We start from the raw sequence: 17,236 nt of genomic DNA, 5'->3' as shown, positions 1-17,236 counted from the left end.
ACCCCTCGCACGCCCGGCGCGGCGGCGGCCCCCCGCGTACCGCGCCGCGGCGTGCACCGGCGAGGCACGCCGGTCGGGTGGGCGACCTGCACCGGCGAGGCACCGCCGGTGAGATGTGCGGCGTGCACCCGCGCGGGTATGCGGAGGCCGACGGTCAGGCCAGCGTGCTGTACGCCAGGACGCCGTGCTTCATCGCGCCCATCGCCTGCTTGGCCGTCTGGCGGAGGTCCGCCGACGCTCCGGTCGCCTCGGCGAGCTGGCCGAGCAGGTCGAGCACCTGCCGGGCCCACCGGACGAAGTCGCCGGCCGGCATGTCGCCCTCGATGCCGTGCGCGCTGGCGAGCACCTTGGACAGTGGTTCCCCGCGCGCCCACCGGTAGACCGGCCACACGAAGCCGAGGTCGGGTTCGCGGGTCAGCTGCAGCCCGAGGGCCGACTCCGCGCTCTCCAGTCCCGCCCACAGCTTCAACGTGTCGTCCACCGCCTCGGCCAGCGCCCCCCGGGGCACCGAAGCCCGGTCCTCGGTCTCCCGGCGGGACTCGTAGAGCACCACCGAGACCGCCCCGGCCAGCTCCGCCGGGTCCAGCTTGTCCCACACGCCGTGCCGCAGGCACTCGGCCACGAGCAGGTCCGCCTCGGTCCAGATCCGCGCCAGCAACCGGCCCTGCGGGGTCACCTCGCCACCCTCGGCCAGGTAGCCGCGGTCGGTGAGCAGCGCGCAGACCCGGTCGAAGGTACGGATCAGCGAACCGGTACGGCCGGCGACCTTCTGCTGCAGCGCCTCGTTCTCGCGGCTCAGCCGCCACCGCCGCTCCGCCCAGCGGGCGTGCTCCTCCCGCTCCGGGCAGGCATGGCAGGGGTGGCGGCGCATCCGCTCACGCAGCCGCGCCAGCTCCGGGTCGTCGCCGGTCTCCACGCGCCGACGGCGCGACCGACGCTGCCCGTCGACGGCACCGGCCGCCGACCGCAGCAGTGACGCCAGGTCGCGCCGCTCCTGCGGGGAGCGGTGGTTGAAGTGCTTCGGTACGCGTACCCGCGCCAGCGGCTCGACCGGCTCACCGAAGTCGCCCGACGAGATCCGACCCGCCCACCGGTCCTCGGTGAGCACGAGTGGCCGCGGCTCGCCGAAACCGCCCGTGCCGTTGTCGAGGACGACCGCGAGGCCGGCCCGGCGCCCGTGCGGCACCCGGATCACGTCGCCGATCCGCAGCCGTTCGACGGACTCGGCCGCGGCGGCCCGCTTCTGCGCCCTGCCCTGGCGCGCCAGCTGCCGCTCGCGCTCGGCGATCGCCACCCGCAGCGCGAAGTACTCCTCGAAGTTGCCCAGGTGGCAGGTCATCTCCTCGAGGTAGGTGTGCATCGCGTCGGTGTTTCGCTGTACCTGGCGGGCGAAGCCCACCACCGACCGGTCGGCCTGGAACTGGGCGAACGACGACTCCAGCAGCTCGTGGGCGGCCTCCATGCCGACGCTGCCGACGAGGTTGACGGCCATGTTGTACGAGGGTCGGAAGCTGGACTTGAGCGGGTAGGTACGGGTGGACGCCAGGCCGGCGACGTGCCGCGGGTCGATCTCGGGCGCCCACACCGCGACCGCGTGCCCCTCGACGTCGATGCCGCGCCGCCCGGCCCGACCGGTGAGCTGGGTGTACTCCCCCGGGGTCAGGTCGACGTGCGCCTCGCCGTTGAACTTGACCAACCGCTCGAGCACCACGCACCGCGCCGGCATGTTGATGCCCAGCGCGAGGGTCTCGGTGGCGAAGACGGCCTTGACCAGGCCACGCACGAACAGCTCCTCGACGACCTCCTTGAACGCCGGCAGCATCCCGGCGTGGTGGGCGGCCAGGCCCCGCTCCAGGCCGTCGAGCCACTCCCAGTACCCGAGCACCTGGAGGTCCTCGCCGGGGATGTGCGCGGTGCGCTCCTCGACGACCCGGCGGATCTCGGCCCGCTCGTCGGGCGCGGTCAGCCGCAACCCCGCGTTCAGGCACTGCTGCACGGCCGCGTCGCAGCCGGCCCGGCTGAAGATGAACACGATCGCCGGCAGCAGCCCTTCCCGGTCGAGCCGGTCGACCACGTCCGGGCGCGCGGGCGGCAGCCAGCGGCGGCCCCGTCCGCCACGCCCGCCCCGGGTGTCGAACTCGCCCAGCCGGCGCAGCACCTCCCGGGTGTAGCGCAGCAGCTCCGGGTGGACCTCGTGCTTCTCGGCCGCTTCCGGGTCGTGGAACAGGTCGAACATCCGCTTGCCGACGAGCATGTGCTGCCACAGCGGGACCGGTCGGTGCTCGCTGACCACGGCCTCGGTACGGCCACGCACCGTGACCAGCCAGTCGGCGAACTCCTCCGCGTTGGAGACGGTGGCCGACAGCGACACCAGGGTCACCGACTCGGGCAGGTGGATGATCACCTCTTCCCAGACCGGACCGCGGAACCGGTCGGCGAGGTAATGGACCTCGTCCATCACCACGTAGGCCAGGCCCTTGAGCACGGCCGAACCGGCGTACAGCATGTTGCGCAGCACTTCGGTGGTCATCACGACCACCGGGGCGTCGCCGTTGATGGCGTTGTCGCCGGTGAGCAGGCCGACCTGGTCGGCGCCGTGGCGCTCCACCAGGTCGTGGTACTTCTGGTTGGACAGCGCCTTGATCGGCGTGGTGTAGAAGCACTTGCGGACCGACCCTCGACCGTCCGGGGACGGCTGGTCGACGGCGCCCGCACTGCCCCGCAACGCCAGGTGCACGGCGAACTCGCCGACCACCGTCTTGCCGGCGCCGGTCGGGGCACACACGAGAACGCCGCTGCCACGCTCCAGCGCCTCGCAGGCTTCGCGCTGGAAGTCGTCGAGCACGAACCCGAGCCCTTCGGCGAACTCATGGAGAGCCGGGAAGCGGGCCACCTCGGCGGCGCGCCGCCGGGCCGCCGCGTACCGCTCGGCGGGGCTGGTCATAACCCTAAGGCTAGGGGACGCCTCCACCACCGCGGCAGGCGGAGCCCGATGGATACCCGTGAGTAGCACCTCGATACCCGTGCGCAGCACCCGGCTGCCCGTGCGGAGCGTCCGCGACGGCTGCCCGTGCGGAGCGTCCGCGACGACCGCGACGCGAGGACGGTGCCGGTTCGATGGAGCGCGCCACGGGCGGGTCTGTATGGTGCACGGCGTGCCGGACCCCCTCGAAGCGTCGCAGGAGTACCCCGCGCCGGACCCCGACCGCGGGTCCACGCCCTCGACCGACCGGACGGGCCGACCCAGTGCCGGCCGGACGCCGACCGACCCGCCACAGGCGGTGCTGTTTGACTTCCAGGGCACGCTCGCGCAGGTCGAGGACCCCGTGATCTGGGTACAGGAGGCGGCGCGCAGCTGCGGCACGGAGCTGGACCGGCTGCGGGCGACGGCCCTCGCCGACCGGCTGGTCATGGCGGGCCGCGCCGGCGGACCGCCGCCGCACCGGGTGCCGCCGCACCTGGCCGAGGTGTATGCCGACCGCGACCTGTACCCGCATGCCCACCGCGCCGCCTACACCGGGCTGGCGCAGACCGTGCCGTGCGACGTGGAGGGCCTGCCGGAGGCGCTGTACGAGCGGATCCTGAGCCCGGACGGCTGGACCGTCTACGGCGACACCCTGCCGACGCTCAAGGCGCTGCGCGCCGCGGGCGTCCCCGTGGCCGTCGTCAGCAACATCGGGTTCGACATCCGGCCGGTCGCCGAGCGGCTCGGCTTCGCCGACCTCGTCGACGCGTTCGTGCTCTCCTTCGAGGTCGGCCACTGCAAGCCCGACTCCGCGATCTTCCTGCGGGCCTGCGGCATGCTGCGGGTCGAGCCGGAGCGCACGCTCATGGTCGGCGACACCCCGGCCGATGCCGGCGCGGTAATGGCCGGTTGTCGCGTGCTCATCGTTCCGGCCGGGCCACCGGGCGCGGTCAACGGCATCACGGCCGTGCTCGACCTCGCCGGGCTGTGAGTAGGCGGTAAGCGGGCTGTGAGCGGGCGGTAAGACTGTGAGCGGGCGGTAAGACAGTGCCCGTGACCGTCAGGTCAACAGGGTCAACGCGCCCGGGACGCAGGTGACCGTCAGCGGCAGCGGGAACGCCCGCTCCCCGTCGGCGTACCCGACGATCTCCTCGGCCGCCAGCTCGACGGTACGGGCCCGGAATGCGGTCACCATCGGGTGGTCCACGTGGGTGCCGCGGTAGACCCGGGGCTTGATCCGCATCAGCGCCAGCCGGCCCACCGCACCCGCCACGACGACGTCCAGCAGCCCGTCGCCCGCGTCGGCGGCGGGACAGATCCGCATGCCGCCGCCGTAGCTGGCGGTGTTGCCGACCGCGACCAGGACCGCGTCGACGGTGTGCGACTGCCCGTCCAGGCGCAGCGTGTACCGGCGGGGGCGCAGCCGGGCCAGCTCCGCGACGATGGCCAGGTCGTACCGGCGTGGACCGCGCGGGAAGCGCATCGCGTTGGCCCGCTCGTTGACCACGGCGTCGAAGCCCGCGGCCAGCACCGCCCCGAACCAGCGGGTCCTGCCGTCGGCGGCGCGCATGTGCGCGAGGTCGACCGTGCGGGTACGGCCGGCGGCCAGCGCCCGGGCGACCGCGTGCGCCGCGGTGACCGGTTCCGCCGCCACGCCGACCTCGACGGCGAAGTCGTTGCCGGTGCCGGCGGCGACAATGCCCAGCGGTACCCCCGTGCCGGCCACCGCCTGCAGCGCGGTGTGCACCGTGCCGTCCCCGCCGACCGCGACGACCGCCGCCGCGCCACCCGCGACGGCCTCGACGCAGGCCGCTTCGGCCCGGTCGGCGTCGGGCGCCTCGATCAGCCGTACCGTCGCGCCGCCGGTGGCCAGCCCGGCCAGCACCTCGGGCAGCAGCCGACCGAGCCGGCCCCGGCCGGCTACCGGGTTGGCCAGCACGACGAGTTCGCCGGCGCGGCCGGGGCCGTCCATACCGGGACGACCCGGACCGCTCGTAGCGGAGCGGTCCGGGTCGTTGACGTCGCGGGTTGGCGCGGGGCTGTCGGTCATGGCGGCAGCGTACGGCCGGCGTCGGCCTACGTGAAGTCGTCGAATCGGGTGTCGAGCGGTTTCAGCCTGTCGACCGGCGTCGGCGCCTCGACCGGGCTCGGCGCGTCAACCGGGCTCGACGCGTCGACCGGCGCACCGGCCTCGACCGGCTCCACGTCGTACTCCAGCGGTGAGATCTCGTCGTCGCTGACGTTGCCGAACTCGGCCGCGTGCCGCTGCCGCCGACGGCGGTCGTTGAGGAACGCGAACCCGACCGCCGCGAAGTACAGCAGCGCGAGCGCCCCGGCGAGTGCCGTCATGCCGAACGGGTCGGGGGTCGGGGTGACCACCGCACCGAACACGAACATGAGGAAGACCGCTACCCGCCACCAGCTCAGCAGCTTGCGCGCGGAGACCATGCCGGTCAGGTTGAGCATGACCACGATCAACGGGAACTCGAACCCGGCGCCGAACAGCAACATCATGTTCGTGACGAAGTCGAAGTAGCCCGGGAGGCCGATGGTGATGCTGAACTTGCTGGTATCGCCCAGGAAGAAGTGCAGGCTCTTCGATACGATGAAGAACGCCAGGGTCGCGCCCGCGAAGAACAGCGGCGCGGCGACCGCGGCAAACGCATACGTGTAGCGCCGCTCGTGCCGGTGCAGGCCGGGCGCGATGAACGCCCACAACTGGTACAGCCAGAACGGCGCGGCGAGCAGCAGCCCCAGGTACAGCGCGATCCGCAGGTTGAGTAGGAACGGGTCCATCGGCGCGTTGGCCACGAACGCGCACTTGTCCTGCGGGTTCAGATTCAGGTCGCAGTACGGCTTGATCATGAAGTCGAGAGCCGGCCTGGCGAAGAAGTACCCGACGCACAAGCCGGCCACGACGGCCAACGAAGCCTTGAACAGGCGGCTGCGCAGCTCCTGAAGGTGCTCCATGAGGGTCATGGAGCCGTCGGCGGCGCGGGTGAACTGAGCCTTCTTCCGCCTGCGGACAGGAAGCGCCATGAGTTACGTGTCTTGTCTTACGCGTCGCGATTACTTGTCGCGGACCCGGTCGACCGGGTCGATGATGCTCGCCCGGTCGTCGTCGGCCTTGGTGATCGGCTGACGGCCGCTCTGCGCCTCCGCCTTGGCGTTGACGTCGTCGTCGGCCAGGCCCTTAGTCTCGGCCTTGAGAATGCGCATCGACCGGCCCAGCCCGCGGGCGGCGTCAGGCAGGCGCTTCGCACCGAACAGCAGGATCAGAACCACCACCAGAACGGCGATGTGCCACGGTCGGAGCGTACCCATCGGAAAGCCACCTCGCAGTTGTCGTCACCGTCGAGCCTCATCGTACGTGTGTTTGCGCGCTCGACCCATACCGGCTTCCGGTGTGCCGGCGATGAAGTCTTGACCACCGGTGTCCACACCGTCAACCGTCGACCAGGCTTGTTAACCGGATCGTCGACCAATGCTCGCCCGGTCAGCCGCCGTGCGCTCAGGGCCCCGGTGCCTGCCCACCGCCGCACGTCACCCGCGGCGACTCCGACACCAGCAGCGCCTACCCGCCGCCGCACGTTACCTGCGGCGCGCCCGTGTCCGCGCCGCCCTGTCCTCGACCGTCGCCACGTCGTGCTGCAGTTGCTCGGCACGCTGTTGCAGCGCGGCGAGGGCTGGCATCAGCCGCTGCACGTCCGTCCTCCGCAGGCCGAGCCGCCGGGCCGCCACGCCCAGCTCGCCCATGCGGCGCACCAGCGGTGCGACCGCCACCGCCAGCAGGACGAGCGAGCCGACCACGAGGACGATCACGAGTGACCAGATCATTCACCGAACTCTAGTAGCTCGATCCCCACCCCGCCGCGCACCACGACGATGCCGCCCGCCGGGTGGCTCAAGATCCGGACAATGTCGCGAACATTGCTGGTTCCGGGGGCGTTGATACTGCAATGTTCGCGACATTGCCGTTTGCGGCATTGCCGGGATCTTGGTGGACGCCGCGGGCCGGACGGTCAGCAGGAGAGCGAGAAGCGCTCCTCGTACGCGGCGAGCGCGGTGCGCGCCTCGGCGCCCACCGCCTCGACCAGCTCGGGCGGCCCCACCACCGTGACGTCCGGCCCGAGGCCGAGGACCAGCCGGCGAGCCCAGGCCAGGTCGGAGGCGCGCAGCGACACCAGCCAGTGCTCACCGGGCTCGGCACGGACCTCCTCGCACGGGTAGTACTCGGTGATCCACCGCGCTCCCCGGCTGATCCGAAGCGTGATCAGCGGCTGGTCCGGGGTGGCCCGGAAGACGCCGGCGCTGACGTCGGTCGGCTGCGCCTCGGCCGGCACGGCGGCCGGTTCGGTCAGCTCCTCGAAGGCATCGATGCGGTCGGCGCGGAACAGCCGGACCGCCTCGACCCGACGGCACCACGCCTCCAGGTAGGCCCGGTCACCGACGACGAGGACGCGCATCGGGTCGACCACCCGGTCGGTGGTCTCGTCCCGGGCGGCCGTGTAGTACGTGATCCGCAGGGCCCGCCCGCGCTCGACGGCGCCGCGCAGCGCGGCGAGCCGGTCGCGGTTGCCGGGCAGCCGGACGGCCACCGGCGGGCTTGCCTCGTCGCCCGCGGCGCTTTCGATCTTGGCCAGGGCGCGCTCGATCGCGTCCCGGTGCCCGACGCCGGGGGTCTCGGCGAGCAGCCGCAGCGCCACGACCAGGGCCAGCGCCTCCTCGCGGGTCAGCCGCAGCGGCCGGTCGATGCCGGCGTCGTAGGTGATGGTGACCCGGTCACCGTCGAGCGCCATGTCGATCAGGTCGCCCGGGCCGTACCCGGGCAGGCCGCACACCCACAGCAACTCCAGGTCGTCGCGTAGCTGCCGCTCGGTGACACCGAGGTCGGCCGCCGCCTCCGCGACGGCGATGCCGGGCCGGGCCAGCAGGTAGGGCACCAGGTTGAGCAACCGGGAAAGCCGGTCGGCGGAACCGCTCACGGCAGCGTCACCTCCTGTCGCGAACCGGGATGGGCGCCAGCGATCTCGTGCAGCCGCTTCACCACGAAGTCGCGCACCTCCGGTGGGTCGAGCACGAGCACGTCGGCGCCGTACCCGACCAGCCAGGCGGCCAGTCCCTCGGCGTCGGCGTACGTGAGCACCACCCGGTCGCCGTCGGCGGCGGGGACGACCTGCTCGGCGTAGCGGCGGATGCCGGCGGCCCGGCCGGGGCGGACCAGGACCGTGGCCCGGTAGGTGCGTTCACGCGGGCCGGACCAGGTCGCGACGTAACTGATCAGGTCGACCTGCGGCGGCTCGTACGCGCCCGGGTCGCCGGCGCGGCGCACCGCGCCGACCACCCGCGACAGGCGGAAGCAGCGGGCCGCGTCGCGGTCGAGGTCGTGGCCGACCACGTACCAGCGGCCACGCCAGCACACCACGCCCCACGGCTGCAGGCGGCGGGTACGGGGCTGGTCGTCGGACGGGGTGCGGTAGTCGAACAGGACCGCCTGCCGGTCGCGTACCGCGGCCGTCAGCGGTTCGAACGCCGGGTCGACCCGCACCACCGGCTCCACCCCGAGGGTGGCGTGCGGGTCGACGTCGATGCCGGCGGCGCGCAGCTTCGCCAGCGCCGACGACGCCGCGGCGGCCAGGCCGGCGTGCTGCCAGGTCCGGGCGGCGATGCCGACCGCGGCCGCCTCGTCGGGCTCGAGGTGGATGTCGGGCAGGGCATACTCCCCGCGGCCGATCCGGTACCCCGGCTCGGCGTCGAAGATGCTGGCGGTACCCGTCTCCAGGGGCACCCCGAGATCACGCAGTTCGGCCTTGTCCCGCTCGAACTTGCGCTGGAACGCCTCGTGGTCACGCGGATCGGACGGATCGTGCTCGTATCCGGGCACGGTCGCGGCGATCTGCGCCGCGGTCAGAAAGCGGCGCGTGGACAGCAGGCAGATGACCAGATTGACGAGGCGTTCGGTGCGGCTGCGCGACACGGTAGCGACGCTAGCAGCGTTGCCGGAGATCTGCCGGTACCCACCCTCCTCTACCCGAACATTCGTACGATCGACCGACTCGGAGACGGCCCCGCCGATGGGTGCGTTAGCGTGACACGGTGATCCGATGGCGGCGTGGCACCGTGACCGGGCTGCGCCGGTCCTGGCGTGGCGCGGTCGAACTCGACGTGGCCCTCGACCGCCGGCACCCCGACGACCCGCCCACGGTCCGCGCGTTGGCCTACCCGGCCCTGGTGGGCCTGCCCGCTGTCGGCGACGCCGTCCTGCTCAACACCAACGCGCTGGCGCTCGGCCTGGGCACCGGCGGGTACGCGCTGGTCGTCGCCCTGCCCGACCGGCTGCCCGAGGACACCGACCGGCCCGGGCACGTGGTGAAGGCCCGCTACACGCCGCTGCAGGCGGTCGTCCTGGCCGCCGACGAGGACGACTCCCCGCATCGGGACGTACTGGCGCCGGCGGACACGCTGGACGGGATGCCGGTGGTCGCCGCGGACCTGCACTCCGCGCTGCCCGCCGTGGTCGCCGGGGTGCACGCCGACCGCGCCGACGTGCGGGTCGCCTACGTCATGACCGACGGCGGCGCGCTGCCCGCCTGGTTCTCGCGGACCCTCGACGCCCTCGCCGACCGGCTCGCCGGGGTGGTCACCGTGGGGCAGGCGTTCGGCGGGGACCTGGAGGCCACCAACGTGCACAGCGGCCTGCTCGCCGCCCGCCACGTGCTGCGCGCCGACGTGGCGGTCGTCGCGCAGGGCCCGGGCAACCTCGGCACCGGTACGCCCTGGGGCTTCTCCGGGGTCGCCGTGGGTGAGGCGGTCAACGCGACGGCGGTGCTCTCCGGCCGGCCGGTCGGGTCGCTGCGCATCTCGGATGCCGACCCTCGCCCCCGCCACCGCGGCGTCTCCCATCACAGCCTGACCGCCTACGGCCGGGTCGCACTCGCCCCGGCCGACCTGGTGGTACCGGCCGGGATCGACGAGTCCCTGGACGTCGACGCCGCCCTCGCACCGCTGCGGCACCGGCACCGGGTGGTGACCGTCGGCGTCGACGGGCTCGACGAGGCGCTGCGGGCGCTGCCGGTGAAGCTGTCCACGATGGGCCGCGGCCTCGACGCCGACTACACGTACTTCCTGGCCGCGGCGGCGGCGGGCCGGCACGCGGCCACCCTGATCGGGCAGGCCGGCGCACCCCCGGTCCAGCAGGCCGACGCACCCCCGGTCTAGCTGGTGCCCCCGGTCTAGCTGGTGCCCCCGCGCACCCCGCGCTCGGCGACGTCCTCGTGCACGTCACCGCGGGGGCCGCGGTCACCGCGGGGGCCGCGCGCGGCGAGCAGGAAGGCGGCCATCCCGCCGGCCGCGCCGGCCGTCATGGCGAGCGCCATGGGCGTCGCGCCGCCGCCGAGACCGACCAGCGGCGCGCTGACCGCCCCGCACAGCGACTGCGCCGCCCCCAGCAGCGCGGAGGCCGTACCCGCCAGGCCCGGGTGCAGGTCCAGGGCCAGCGCCGTGGTGTTGGGCAGCACCATGCCGAGCACGGACATGAACACGAACAGCGGTACCGCCACCGCGAACAGGCTGTGCCAGCGCGTCACGAGCAGCAGGGCGAGCGCGGCGGCGACCAGGACGACCAACCCGGTCGCCAGCAGGCGGCGGGGCGGTACTCGGCGCACCAGGTGGCCGTTGAGCTGGCCGACGAGCACGAACCCGAGGGCGTTCACCCCGAACAGCAGGCCGTAGACCTGGGGTGAGGCACCGTAGACGCGTTGCAGCGCGAACGACGACCCGGAGATGTACGCGAACAGCCCGGCGCCCGCGAGACCCAGTGCGCACGCGTACCCGACGTACGAGCGGTCGCGCAGCAGTGCCCGTACGCCACGGCCGGTCTCCGCCAGGCCACCGGCCTGGCGGCGCGCGACGGACAGCGTCTCCGGCAGTCCCGTGGCGGCGGCGACGAGCACCAGCAGGCCGATCGCGGCGAGGATCAGGAAGATTCCGCGCCAGCCGGTGGCCCGCAGGGCGATGCCACCCACGCTCGGTGCGATGACCGGCGCGACCCCGAAGACCAGGACCAGGCGAGAGAAGTACGCCGCCGCGGCTGCCCCGCTGTGCAGGTCACGGACGACGGCACGGGCGATGACGACGGCCGCGCCGCCGGCCAGGCCCTGCCCCAGCCGGGCCAGCGTCAGGGTGGCCGGCGAGGTGGCCGCGACGCACAGGAGCGAGGTCACCACGTACAGGCCGAGACCGGCCAGCAGCGGGCGACGCCGGCCCCACCGGTCGCTGAGCGGGCCGACCAGCAACTGACCCGCCGCGAGACCGACGAGGCACGCGGTGAGGGTGAGCTGGATCTGTGCGGCTCCGGTGTGGAACTCGTCGCTGATGCGGGGCAGCGCCGGCAGGTACATGTCCATCGAGAACGGCCCGATACCGGTCACCGCCCCGAGGAGTACCAGTAGCCAGCCTGGTCGTCGGACCTCGACACGGTCCCGCGTCTGGGCTTCGCACACCCCACAGACAGTAAGCGATGCTAAAAAAGAGCCGTGCGGAGCGCCGGTACCGCTGGATCCTGAGAGCGGTCGCCCCGGACCTCGGGGTCCGTCAGACCTTGGCCAGCGCGGCGAGCGCCAGCGCCCGCAGCGGCGCCGTGTTGTCGGCGGTGGGGCTGGCCACCCGGATCAACTGGACGAGCACCACGCTGCGCCCGCGCCGCGCCGACAACGTCCGCGCGCCATCGGTGACCGCCGCGTCCCCGACGCCCGACAGCGCCTTCGTCCCCACCTTCGTGTCCGCGTACATCCGCTCGGCCTGCCGGGCGTCGGGGAAGACCAGGGCCATGACGTGCACCTGGTCGCCGTGGGTTCCGACGAACGGGCAGACGTGCACGGTGGCGGCGAGCCCCCGCGCGCGCAGCGTCTCGGCGTACGCCGTGACCGCGGCCGCGGCGTCCCCACCCGCACCCACCGCCTCGAAACCGGCCGCCTTCGACACCTGGGCCGCCGTGACGATCCCATGGCAGCCGTCCGTGGTCGCCGCCGGCGCGCGCGACGTGGCAGCGGCACTGCCGGGCGACTCCGCGGACGCGCTGAAGACGGCCGTCCCCGCCGGAACGAGGCCGCCCGGCCCGGCGTCGGGCCCGGAACACGAGACGAATCCGACGAGCAGCACCAGGGCCGCCGCGCCGGCGGCGACGGCGAACCGCACCCGCTGTGACCCCGTGGCCGCGAGGTCACGGATCCGGGCGACGAGCGGGTGCGCGGTGAGCGCCGCGCCCGGTCGGGCGGGCGGCGCGCTCTCGTCGCCCACCGTGCCGCCGGTGCCCACCGCCCTGTCGGGGGACGTACCCCCGCCGTCCGGCACGGTGGGAACGTCCGGCGGCACGGTGGATGGCGTATCCCCGCCGTCCGTCGGCGCGGTGGGAACGTCCGGCGGCGAGACTGCGGGAGTCACCTCCGCGGGCGCGCCCGCGGAGGTCGGCGGCGTCGTGTCCACGGCGTCGCCGGCGGCAGCCGACGGCGTGGACACGGTTACGCCCACAGGGATCGTCGACGGCGTCGTGTCCACGGCGTCGCCGGCGGCAGCCGACGGCGTGGACACGGTTACGCCCACAGGGATCGCCGGCGCCTCCGCGGGCGCAGGAGGCGCCGGCGGAGGCTCGGAAGGCGCGGGCGCGGGCGAGCGGAGCGCAGGCGTCGGCTCGGCGGCGGATTCATCGTTTGCCATCGCGCCGCCGAGCCTACCGGCTTGCTACCCGCCAGTCACATGCTGGCGATCAACCGGTCGACCCGCTCGTCGTAGGCTCGGAACGGGTCCTTACACAGCACCGTCCGCTGTGCCTGGTCATTGAGCTTGAGGTGCACCCAGTCGACGGTGAAGTCCCGGCGGCGCTCCTGCGCGTGCCGGATGAACTCCCCGCGCAGCCGGGCCCGGGTGGTCTGGGGCGGGGTCTCCTTCGCCTGGAAGATCTCCACGTCGGTGGCCACCCGGTCGACCGCGCCCCGCTTCTCCAGCAGCGCGTACAGACCCCGGCCGCGCCGCAGGTCGTGGTAGGCGAGGTCCATCTGGGCCACCCGGGGGTGCGACAGCGGCAGGTCGTGCTTGCGCTGGTACCCCTCGATCATTCGGAGCTTGGTGACCCAGTCGATCTCACGGTCCACCCCGGACAGGTCGCCGGTCTCCACCGCGTGCAGGACTCGGCCCCACAACTCCACCACCCGCTTGGTGGCGGCGTCCGAGCCACGCCGCTCGACGAACTCGGTCGCCCGGCTGTAGTACTCCTGCTGGATCTCGAGCGCGCTGCACTCCTTGCCGTTGGCGAGCCGCACCTTGCGCCGCCCGGTGATGTCATGGCTGACCTCCCGGATCGCCCGGATCGGGTTCTCCAGGGTGAGGTCACGCACCGGGACACCGGCCTCGATCATCCGCAGCACGATGTCGGCGCTGCCCACCTTGAGCAGCGTGGTGACCTCGTTCATGTTGGAGTCGCCGACGATGACGTGCAGCCGCCGGTACCGCTCGGCGTCGGCGTGCGGCTCGTCCCGGGTGTTGATGATCGGCCGGCTTCGGGTGGTGGCCGACGAGACCCCCTCCCAGATGTGCTCGGCCCGCTGCGACAGGCAGTACACGGCCCCCCTCGGGGTCTGCAGCACCTTGCCGGCGCCGCAGATGAGCTGCCGGGTGACCAGGAACGGGATGAGTACATCGGCCAGCCGCCCGAACTCGCCGTGCCGGCTGACCAGATAGTTCTCATGGCAGCCGTACGAGTTGCCGGCGGAGTCGGTGTTGTTCTTGAACAGGTAGATCTCGCCCGCGATGCCTTCGTCATGCAGGCGCTTCTCGGCGTCGACGAGCAGGCCTTCGAGGATGCGCTCGCCGGCACGGTCGTGCACGACCAGGTCGGGGACTGAGTCGCACTCGGGAGTCGCGTACTCCGGGTGCGATCCGACGTCAAGGTAAAGCCGCGCGCCGTTGCGCAGGAACACGTTGCTCGAACGGCCCCACGACACGACCCGTCGGAAAAGGTAACGCGCCACCTCGTCCGGGGACAGCCGCCGCTGCCCTCGATAGGTACAGGTGACCCCGTACTCGGTCTCCAGTCCGAAGATGCGCCGGTCCATGGAAAGACATTAGCCGCCGGAGGCACATTCCCGCCGTAGCGAGTGGCCCCAGATCATGATTGATTTTTCGGACGTACCGTGGCCACATCGTCACCGGAGGTCACCAGTCGATCGGACCGCACCGGCACGTGTCGACGTCCGCCGTCGTCAGCGCGGTGCGCTCTCCGCCGGCCCGGCCTGCCCCAGCGCCGCGCGGACCAGCCCGAGCGCCTGCGCGGGACTCAGCCCGAGCCGGCGGGTCTCCTCGGCGTACCGGGTCGCGAGCCGCTGGGCCTCCGCCGGCACGCCGCCGGCCCGGGGCGTGACGAACGTGCCGTGCCGGCCCCGGGTCTCGACCAGGCCGGCCGTCTCCAACTCCCGGTACGCCCGCGCCACGGTGTTGACCGCGAGGTCGAGGTCAGCCGCGAGCTGGCGGACCGTCGGCAGCCGCGTGCCGGCCGGCAGCTCACCGTCCCGGGCCAGCGTCGCGATTCTGGCCCGTACCTGCTCGTACGGGGGCACCGGGGACGCCGGGTCCACCTGAATGATCATCACTGCTCACCCGCCACAGACCACCGCCGGCACCTCCGGCGTCCAGTCGTAGCAACATTTGTACCATTGTCGCGATACAGATGGTGCCGGCGACACCGGCGGCCACCGTCCACGCCGACACCGGCGGCCACCGCCCACGCCGACACCGGCGGCCACCGCCCGCACCGGCGACGCCGACGGGTTCGCTGCCGCGCCGCGGCGCGCCTCGCCTACCATCAGGACACCGAACCGTCGATCCGGGCACGGCGGCGGAGCAGGCATGCGGGTCCATGTCGCGGCTCCGGCGCGGTGGACCGGTGCGGGTTCTCCCGCGACGATTCACGTTCCACCTGATCGAGCGCGACCGGCCGGTGTTCATGGCGGCCGGTCGTGGTGGCGGGCACACCGCCGGCTCGCACGCCCACCGGCGTAGATCATGACGGCAACCGCGGCGCCGTTATCATTGCCGCGGCGTACGGCCTCGAGAGGTGAGCGGGTGGTCCAGGGCAACAGGGACGTGTGGGTCGTCATCCCCGTCTACAACGAGGAGAAGGTGATCGCCGACGTCGTGGAGAAGGTTCTCGCGACCTTCCCCAACATCGTGTGCGTCGACGACGGCAGCACCGACTCCTCCGCCGCGGAGATCCTCGGCACCCGCGCCCACCTGGTGCGCCACCCGATCAACATGGGGCAGGGCGCGGCGCTGCAGACCGGCCTGCGCTACGCGCTGGCCCGCACCGGCGGCCGGTACTTCGTCACCTTCGACGCCGACGGCCAGCACCGCGTCGAGGACGTGTCCGCGATGCTCGACGTGGCCCGGTCCGGCACCGCCGACGTGGTCCTGGGATCCCGCTTCCTCCGCGACGCGGCCGCCGTTCCGTGGATCAAGCGCGTCGTCTTGCGTACCGTGGTCGCCCTCAGCCCGACCGCCCGCCGGCTGAAGCTCACCGACGCGCACAACGGCCTGCGGGTGTTCGGTCGGGAGCCGGCAGAGGGGCTGCACATCACCCAGAACGGCATGGCGCACGCCTCCGAGATCGCCACGGTCCTCGCCCGCTCCCCGTGGCGCGTCGTGGAGCAGCCGGTGACGATCCTCTACACCGACTACTCGCGGGCCAAGGGTCAGTCACTGATCAACGGCGTCAACATCCTGTTCGATGTCTCGATGTCACGGCGTGGGAAGTGACGACATGCAGATCCTGATCAAGGCGTTCCTGCTGGCCGCTATCCTCGGCTTCCTCATGGTGTTCATCCGCGGTCAGCACGGCGTCCGCATGCAGGCCGGCAAGCGGCTGGCGTTCATCGTGTTCCTGATGCTGAACGCCATCGCGGTGGTCAATCCCGAAGCCACCACCTGGGTGGCACATCTCGTCGGCGTCGGTCGCGGCGCGGACCTGCTGCTGTACGGGCTGATCGTGGCGTTCGTGTTCGCGGTCCTCAACTTCTATCTGCGACTGCGGGAAAGCGAGCAGCGGGTCACCGAACTGGCCCGCGCGGTCGCCATCCGTGATGCCGAGACACTCAACCGTGAACGCGGGCTGCTGCCGCCCCCGACCCGACCCGGTGAGGCCGAACCGCTGGTCTGAAGCAGCGTCCGCCGTCGCGGACCCCGTCCGGACGGTCGAGATCCGCGACGGCCCCAGGGGCCAAGATCCGTGACCGCCCCAGCGGTCAAGATCCGCGCAAGGTCGCGAACATTGCGGTATCAGCGCTCCGGGAAGCAGCAATACGTGCGACCTTGCGCGGATCTTGACTCCGCGGTGCGCGGATCTTGACGACGACGGACCCGGCAGGCCGGTCAGGCCTCGCCCTCGGCGAGCGGGTCCACCCCGCCCGGCGACTTGTCCGCAGGCGACGTACCGGGCTCGGCGATCGACGGCGCCTCGCCGGCCTCCTCGGCACCCTTGTCACCCGTTCCACCCTCGGCACCGCCAGCGGGGGCGAGCAGCGGAGCGAGTGCGGCGCCGGTGAGACGCCGGAACGCACGCCCGGTGCGCCGGCGATCGAGCACGGCGACCTCGAGCTGGCCGGCTTCGAGCTTGCGCGGCTGGCCACCCTCGCCACCGACGCTGCCGAGCGAGTCCACCGCCAGGCGTACCGCTTCCTGCAACGTCATGTCGCGGCGGTGACTGCCGCGCAGCGCCTCGGAGATGGCCTCCGCCTGCCCACCCATGGCGATCGTGCCGGTGTCCGACTCGTCGTACACCGAGCCGTCGTAGGTCAGCCGATAGAGCTCGTCCCGCTCCGGCCGGGTACCGACCTCGGCGACGCAGATCTCCACCTCGAACGGCTTGGACTGCTCGGTGAAGATGGCGCCGAGGGTCTGCGCGTACGCGTTTGCCAGCGCCCGCCCCGTCACGTCCCGGCGGTCGTAGGCGTACCCGCGGAAGTCCGCGTGGCGGATGCCGGCGGCCCGCAGGTTCTCGAACTCGTTGAACCGCCCGACGGCGGCGAACCCGATCCGGTCATAGATCTCGCTGACCTTGTGCAGGGCGGTCGACAGGTTCTCGGCGACGAAGAGGACCCCACCCTCATAGGTGAGCACGACGACGCTGCGACCACGGGCGATGCCCTTGCGGGCGTACTCCGAGCGGTCCCGCATGATCTGCTCGGGCGAGGCATAGAACTGCATGGCCACGGCGGCTTGCGTCTC

General features: G+C 72.6%; 16 protein-coding genes. 4 read left to right on the top strand and 12 right to left on the bottom strand.

The features are described from left to right. Positions 1–154: 154 nt before the first annotated feature. Complete coding sequence (locus ACNTMW_RS25915) at positions 155–2,944, bottom strand: DEAD/DEAH box helicase (protein WP_426636416.1); 2,790 nt, start codon at positions 2,942–2,944, stop codon at positions 155–157. Positions 2,945–3,155: 211 nt separating this feature from the next. On the opposite strand from ACNTMW_RS25915, the gene ACNTMW_RS25910 reads away from it, so the two are divergent. Beyond that, entirely contained in the window at positions 3,156–3,956 is an 801-nt protein-coding gene (locus ACNTMW_RS25910; RefSeq protein ID WP_426636415.1) for an HAD family hydrolase, read from the top strand. 69 nt (positions 3,957–4,025) lie between these two features. On the opposite strand, the gene ACNTMW_RS25905 is transcribed toward ACNTMW_RS25910, so the two are convergent. The 6 genes from ACNTMW_RS25905 to ACNTMW_RS25880 form a co-directional block, all read right to left on the bottom strand. Then, positions 4,026–4,937: a diacylglycerol kinase family protein gene (locus tag ACNTMW_RS25905; protein WP_426636459.1), complete on the bottom strand. Its 912-nt coding sequence runs from the start codon at positions 4,935–4,937 to the stop codon at positions 4,026–4,028. Between the two features lie 104 nt (positions 4,938–5,041). Further along, entirely contained in the window at positions 5,042–6,004 is a 963-nt protein-coding gene (gene tatC / locus ACNTMW_RS25900; RefSeq protein WP_426636413.1) for a twin-arginine translocase subunit TatC, read from the bottom strand. A gap of 30 nt (positions 6,005–6,034) precedes the next feature. Beyond that, positions 6,035–6,289 (bottom strand): Sec-independent protein translocase subunit TatA, encoded by a 255-nt coding sequence (gene tatA / locus ACNTMW_RS25895; RefSeq protein WP_426636412.1) that lies wholly within the window; start codon positions 6,287–6,289, stop codon positions 6,035–6,037. Between the two features lie 267 nt (positions 6,290–6,556). After that, positions 6,557–6,802, bottom strand: a complete 246-nt coding sequence (locus tag ACNTMW_RS25890) for a hypothetical protein (RefSeq protein WP_426636410.1) — start codon at positions 6,800–6,802, stop codon at positions 6,557–6,559. 185 nt (positions 6,803–6,987) lie between these two features. Continuing rightward, entirely contained in the window at positions 6,988–7,950 is a 963-nt protein-coding gene (locus ACNTMW_RS25885) for a helix-turn-helix transcriptional regulator (RefSeq protein ID WP_426636409.1), read from the bottom strand. Next, on the bottom strand, positions 7,947–8,942 hold the full coding sequence (locus ACNTMW_RS25880; protein WP_426636408.1) for a helix-turn-helix transcriptional regulator: 996 nt from the start codon (positions 8,940–8,942) through the stop codon (positions 7,947–7,949). The genes ACNTMW_RS25885 and ACNTMW_RS25880 overlap by 4 nt, the downstream gene beginning before the upstream one ends. Positions 8,943–9,061: 119 nt before the next feature. Between ACNTMW_RS25880 and ACNTMW_RS25875 the strand changes: the two genes are divergently transcribed. Continuing rightward, a complete protein-coding gene (locus tag ACNTMW_RS25875; protein WP_426636407.1) occupies positions 9,062–10,183 on the top strand; it encodes a DUF3866 family protein in 1,122 nt (373 codons plus the stop codon). Between the two features lie 14 nt (positions 10,184–10,197). Here the strand turns inward: ACNTMW_RS25875 and ACNTMW_RS25870 are convergent, their stop codons facing one another. The 4 genes from ACNTMW_RS25870 to ACNTMW_RS25855 all read right to left on the bottom strand — a co-directional run bounded on the left by ACNTMW_RS25870 (position 10,198) and on the right by ACNTMW_RS25855 (position 14,604). Next, positions 10,198–11,466, bottom strand: a complete 1,269-nt coding sequence (locus tag ACNTMW_RS25870; RefSeq protein ID WP_426636406.1) for a multidrug effflux MFS transporter — start codon at positions 11,464–11,466, stop codon at positions 10,198–10,200. Between the two features lie 91 nt (positions 11,467–11,557). Next, positions 11,558–12,337: a hypothetical protein gene (locus ACNTMW_RS25865; protein WP_426636405.1), complete on the bottom strand. Its 780-nt coding sequence runs from the start codon at positions 12,335–12,337 to the stop codon at positions 11,558–11,560. A 377-nt stretch (positions 12,338–12,714) separates the two neighbouring features. After that, positions 12,715–14,073: a Pup--protein ligase gene (gene pafA / locus ACNTMW_RS25860; protein WP_426636404.1), complete on the bottom strand. Its 1,359-nt coding sequence runs from the start codon at positions 14,071–14,073 to the stop codon at positions 12,715–12,717. 147 nt (positions 14,074–14,220) lie between these two features. Continuing rightward, complete coding sequence (locus ACNTMW_RS25855; RefSeq protein ID WP_426636403.1) at positions 14,221–14,604, bottom strand: GntR family transcriptional regulator; 384 nt, start codon at positions 14,602–14,604, stop codon at positions 14,221–14,223. Between the two features lie 475 nt (positions 14,605–15,079). Here ACNTMW_RS25855 and ACNTMW_RS25850 point away from each other — a divergent pair, with 475 nt between their 5' ends. Together ACNTMW_RS25850 and ACNTMW_RS25845 are read left to right on the top strand one after the other, a co-directional pair. After that, on the top strand, positions 15,080–15,769 hold the full coding sequence (locus tag ACNTMW_RS25850; RefSeq protein WP_426636402.1) for a glycosyltransferase family 2 protein: 690 nt from the start codon (positions 15,080–15,082) through the stop codon (positions 15,767–15,769). Between the two features lie 4 nt (positions 15,770–15,773). Then, complete coding sequence (locus tag ACNTMW_RS25845; RefSeq protein ID WP_426636401.1) at positions 15,774–16,169, top strand: DUF2304 domain-containing protein; 396 nt, start codon at positions 15,774–15,776, stop codon at positions 16,167–16,169. Positions 16,170–16,381: 212 nt separating this feature from the next. Here ACNTMW_RS25845 and prcA read toward each other — a convergent pair whose 3' ends face one another. Then, positions 16,382–17,221 carry a proteasome subunit alpha gene (gene prcA / locus ACNTMW_RS25840; protein WP_426636400.1) on the bottom strand — a complete coding sequence of 280 codons (840 nt, stop codon included), beginning with the start codon at positions 17,219–17,221 and terminating at the stop codon, positions 16,382–16,384. Positions 17,222–17,236: the final 15 nt, after the last annotated feature.

The sequence above is a fragment of the Planosporangium spinosum genome (assembly GCF_049999945.1).
GTDB classification, from domain to species: Bacteria; Actinomycetota; Actinomycetes; order Mycobacteriales; family Micromonosporaceae; genus Planosporangium; species Planosporangium spinosum.
The sequence above is the reverse complement of the archived record's forward strand: the minus strand, read 5'-3'. Positions and strand labels throughout refer to the sequence as shown.

Bases quoted from the DNA above. Each gene is read 5' to 3' on its own strand.
- ACNTMW_RS25915 (WP_426636416.1), bottom strand. From the start codon at position 2,944: ATGACCAGCCCCGCCGAGCGGTACGCGGCGGCCCGGCGGCGCGCCGCC.
- ACNTMW_RS25905 (WP_426636459.1), bottom strand. From the start codon at position 4,937: ATGGACGGCCCCGGCCGCGCCGGCGAACTCGTCGTGCTGGCCAACCCG.
- tatC (WP_426636413.1), bottom strand. From the start codon at position 6,004: ATGGCGCTTCCTGTCCGCAGGCGGAAGAAGGCTCAGTTCACCCGCGCC.
- tatA (WP_426636412.1), bottom strand. From the start codon at position 6,289: ATGGGTACGCTCCGACCGTGGCACATCGCCGTTCTGGTGGTGGTTCTG.
- ACNTMW_RS25890 (WP_426636410.1), bottom strand. From the start codon at position 6,802: ATGATCTGGTCACTCGTGATCGTCCTCGTGGTCGGCTCGCTCGTCCTG.
- pafA (WP_426636404.1), bottom strand. From the start codon at position 14,073: ATGGACCGGCGCATCTTCGGACTGGAGACCGAGTACGGGGTCACCTGT.
- ACNTMW_RS25855 (WP_426636403.1), bottom strand. From the start codon at position 14,604: ATGATCATTCAGGTGGACCCGGCGTCCCCGGTGCCCCCGTACGAGCAG.
- ACNTMW_RS25845 (WP_426636401.1), top strand. From the start codon at position 15,774: ATGCAGATCCTGATCAAGGCGTTCCTGCTGGCCGCTATCCTCGGCTTC.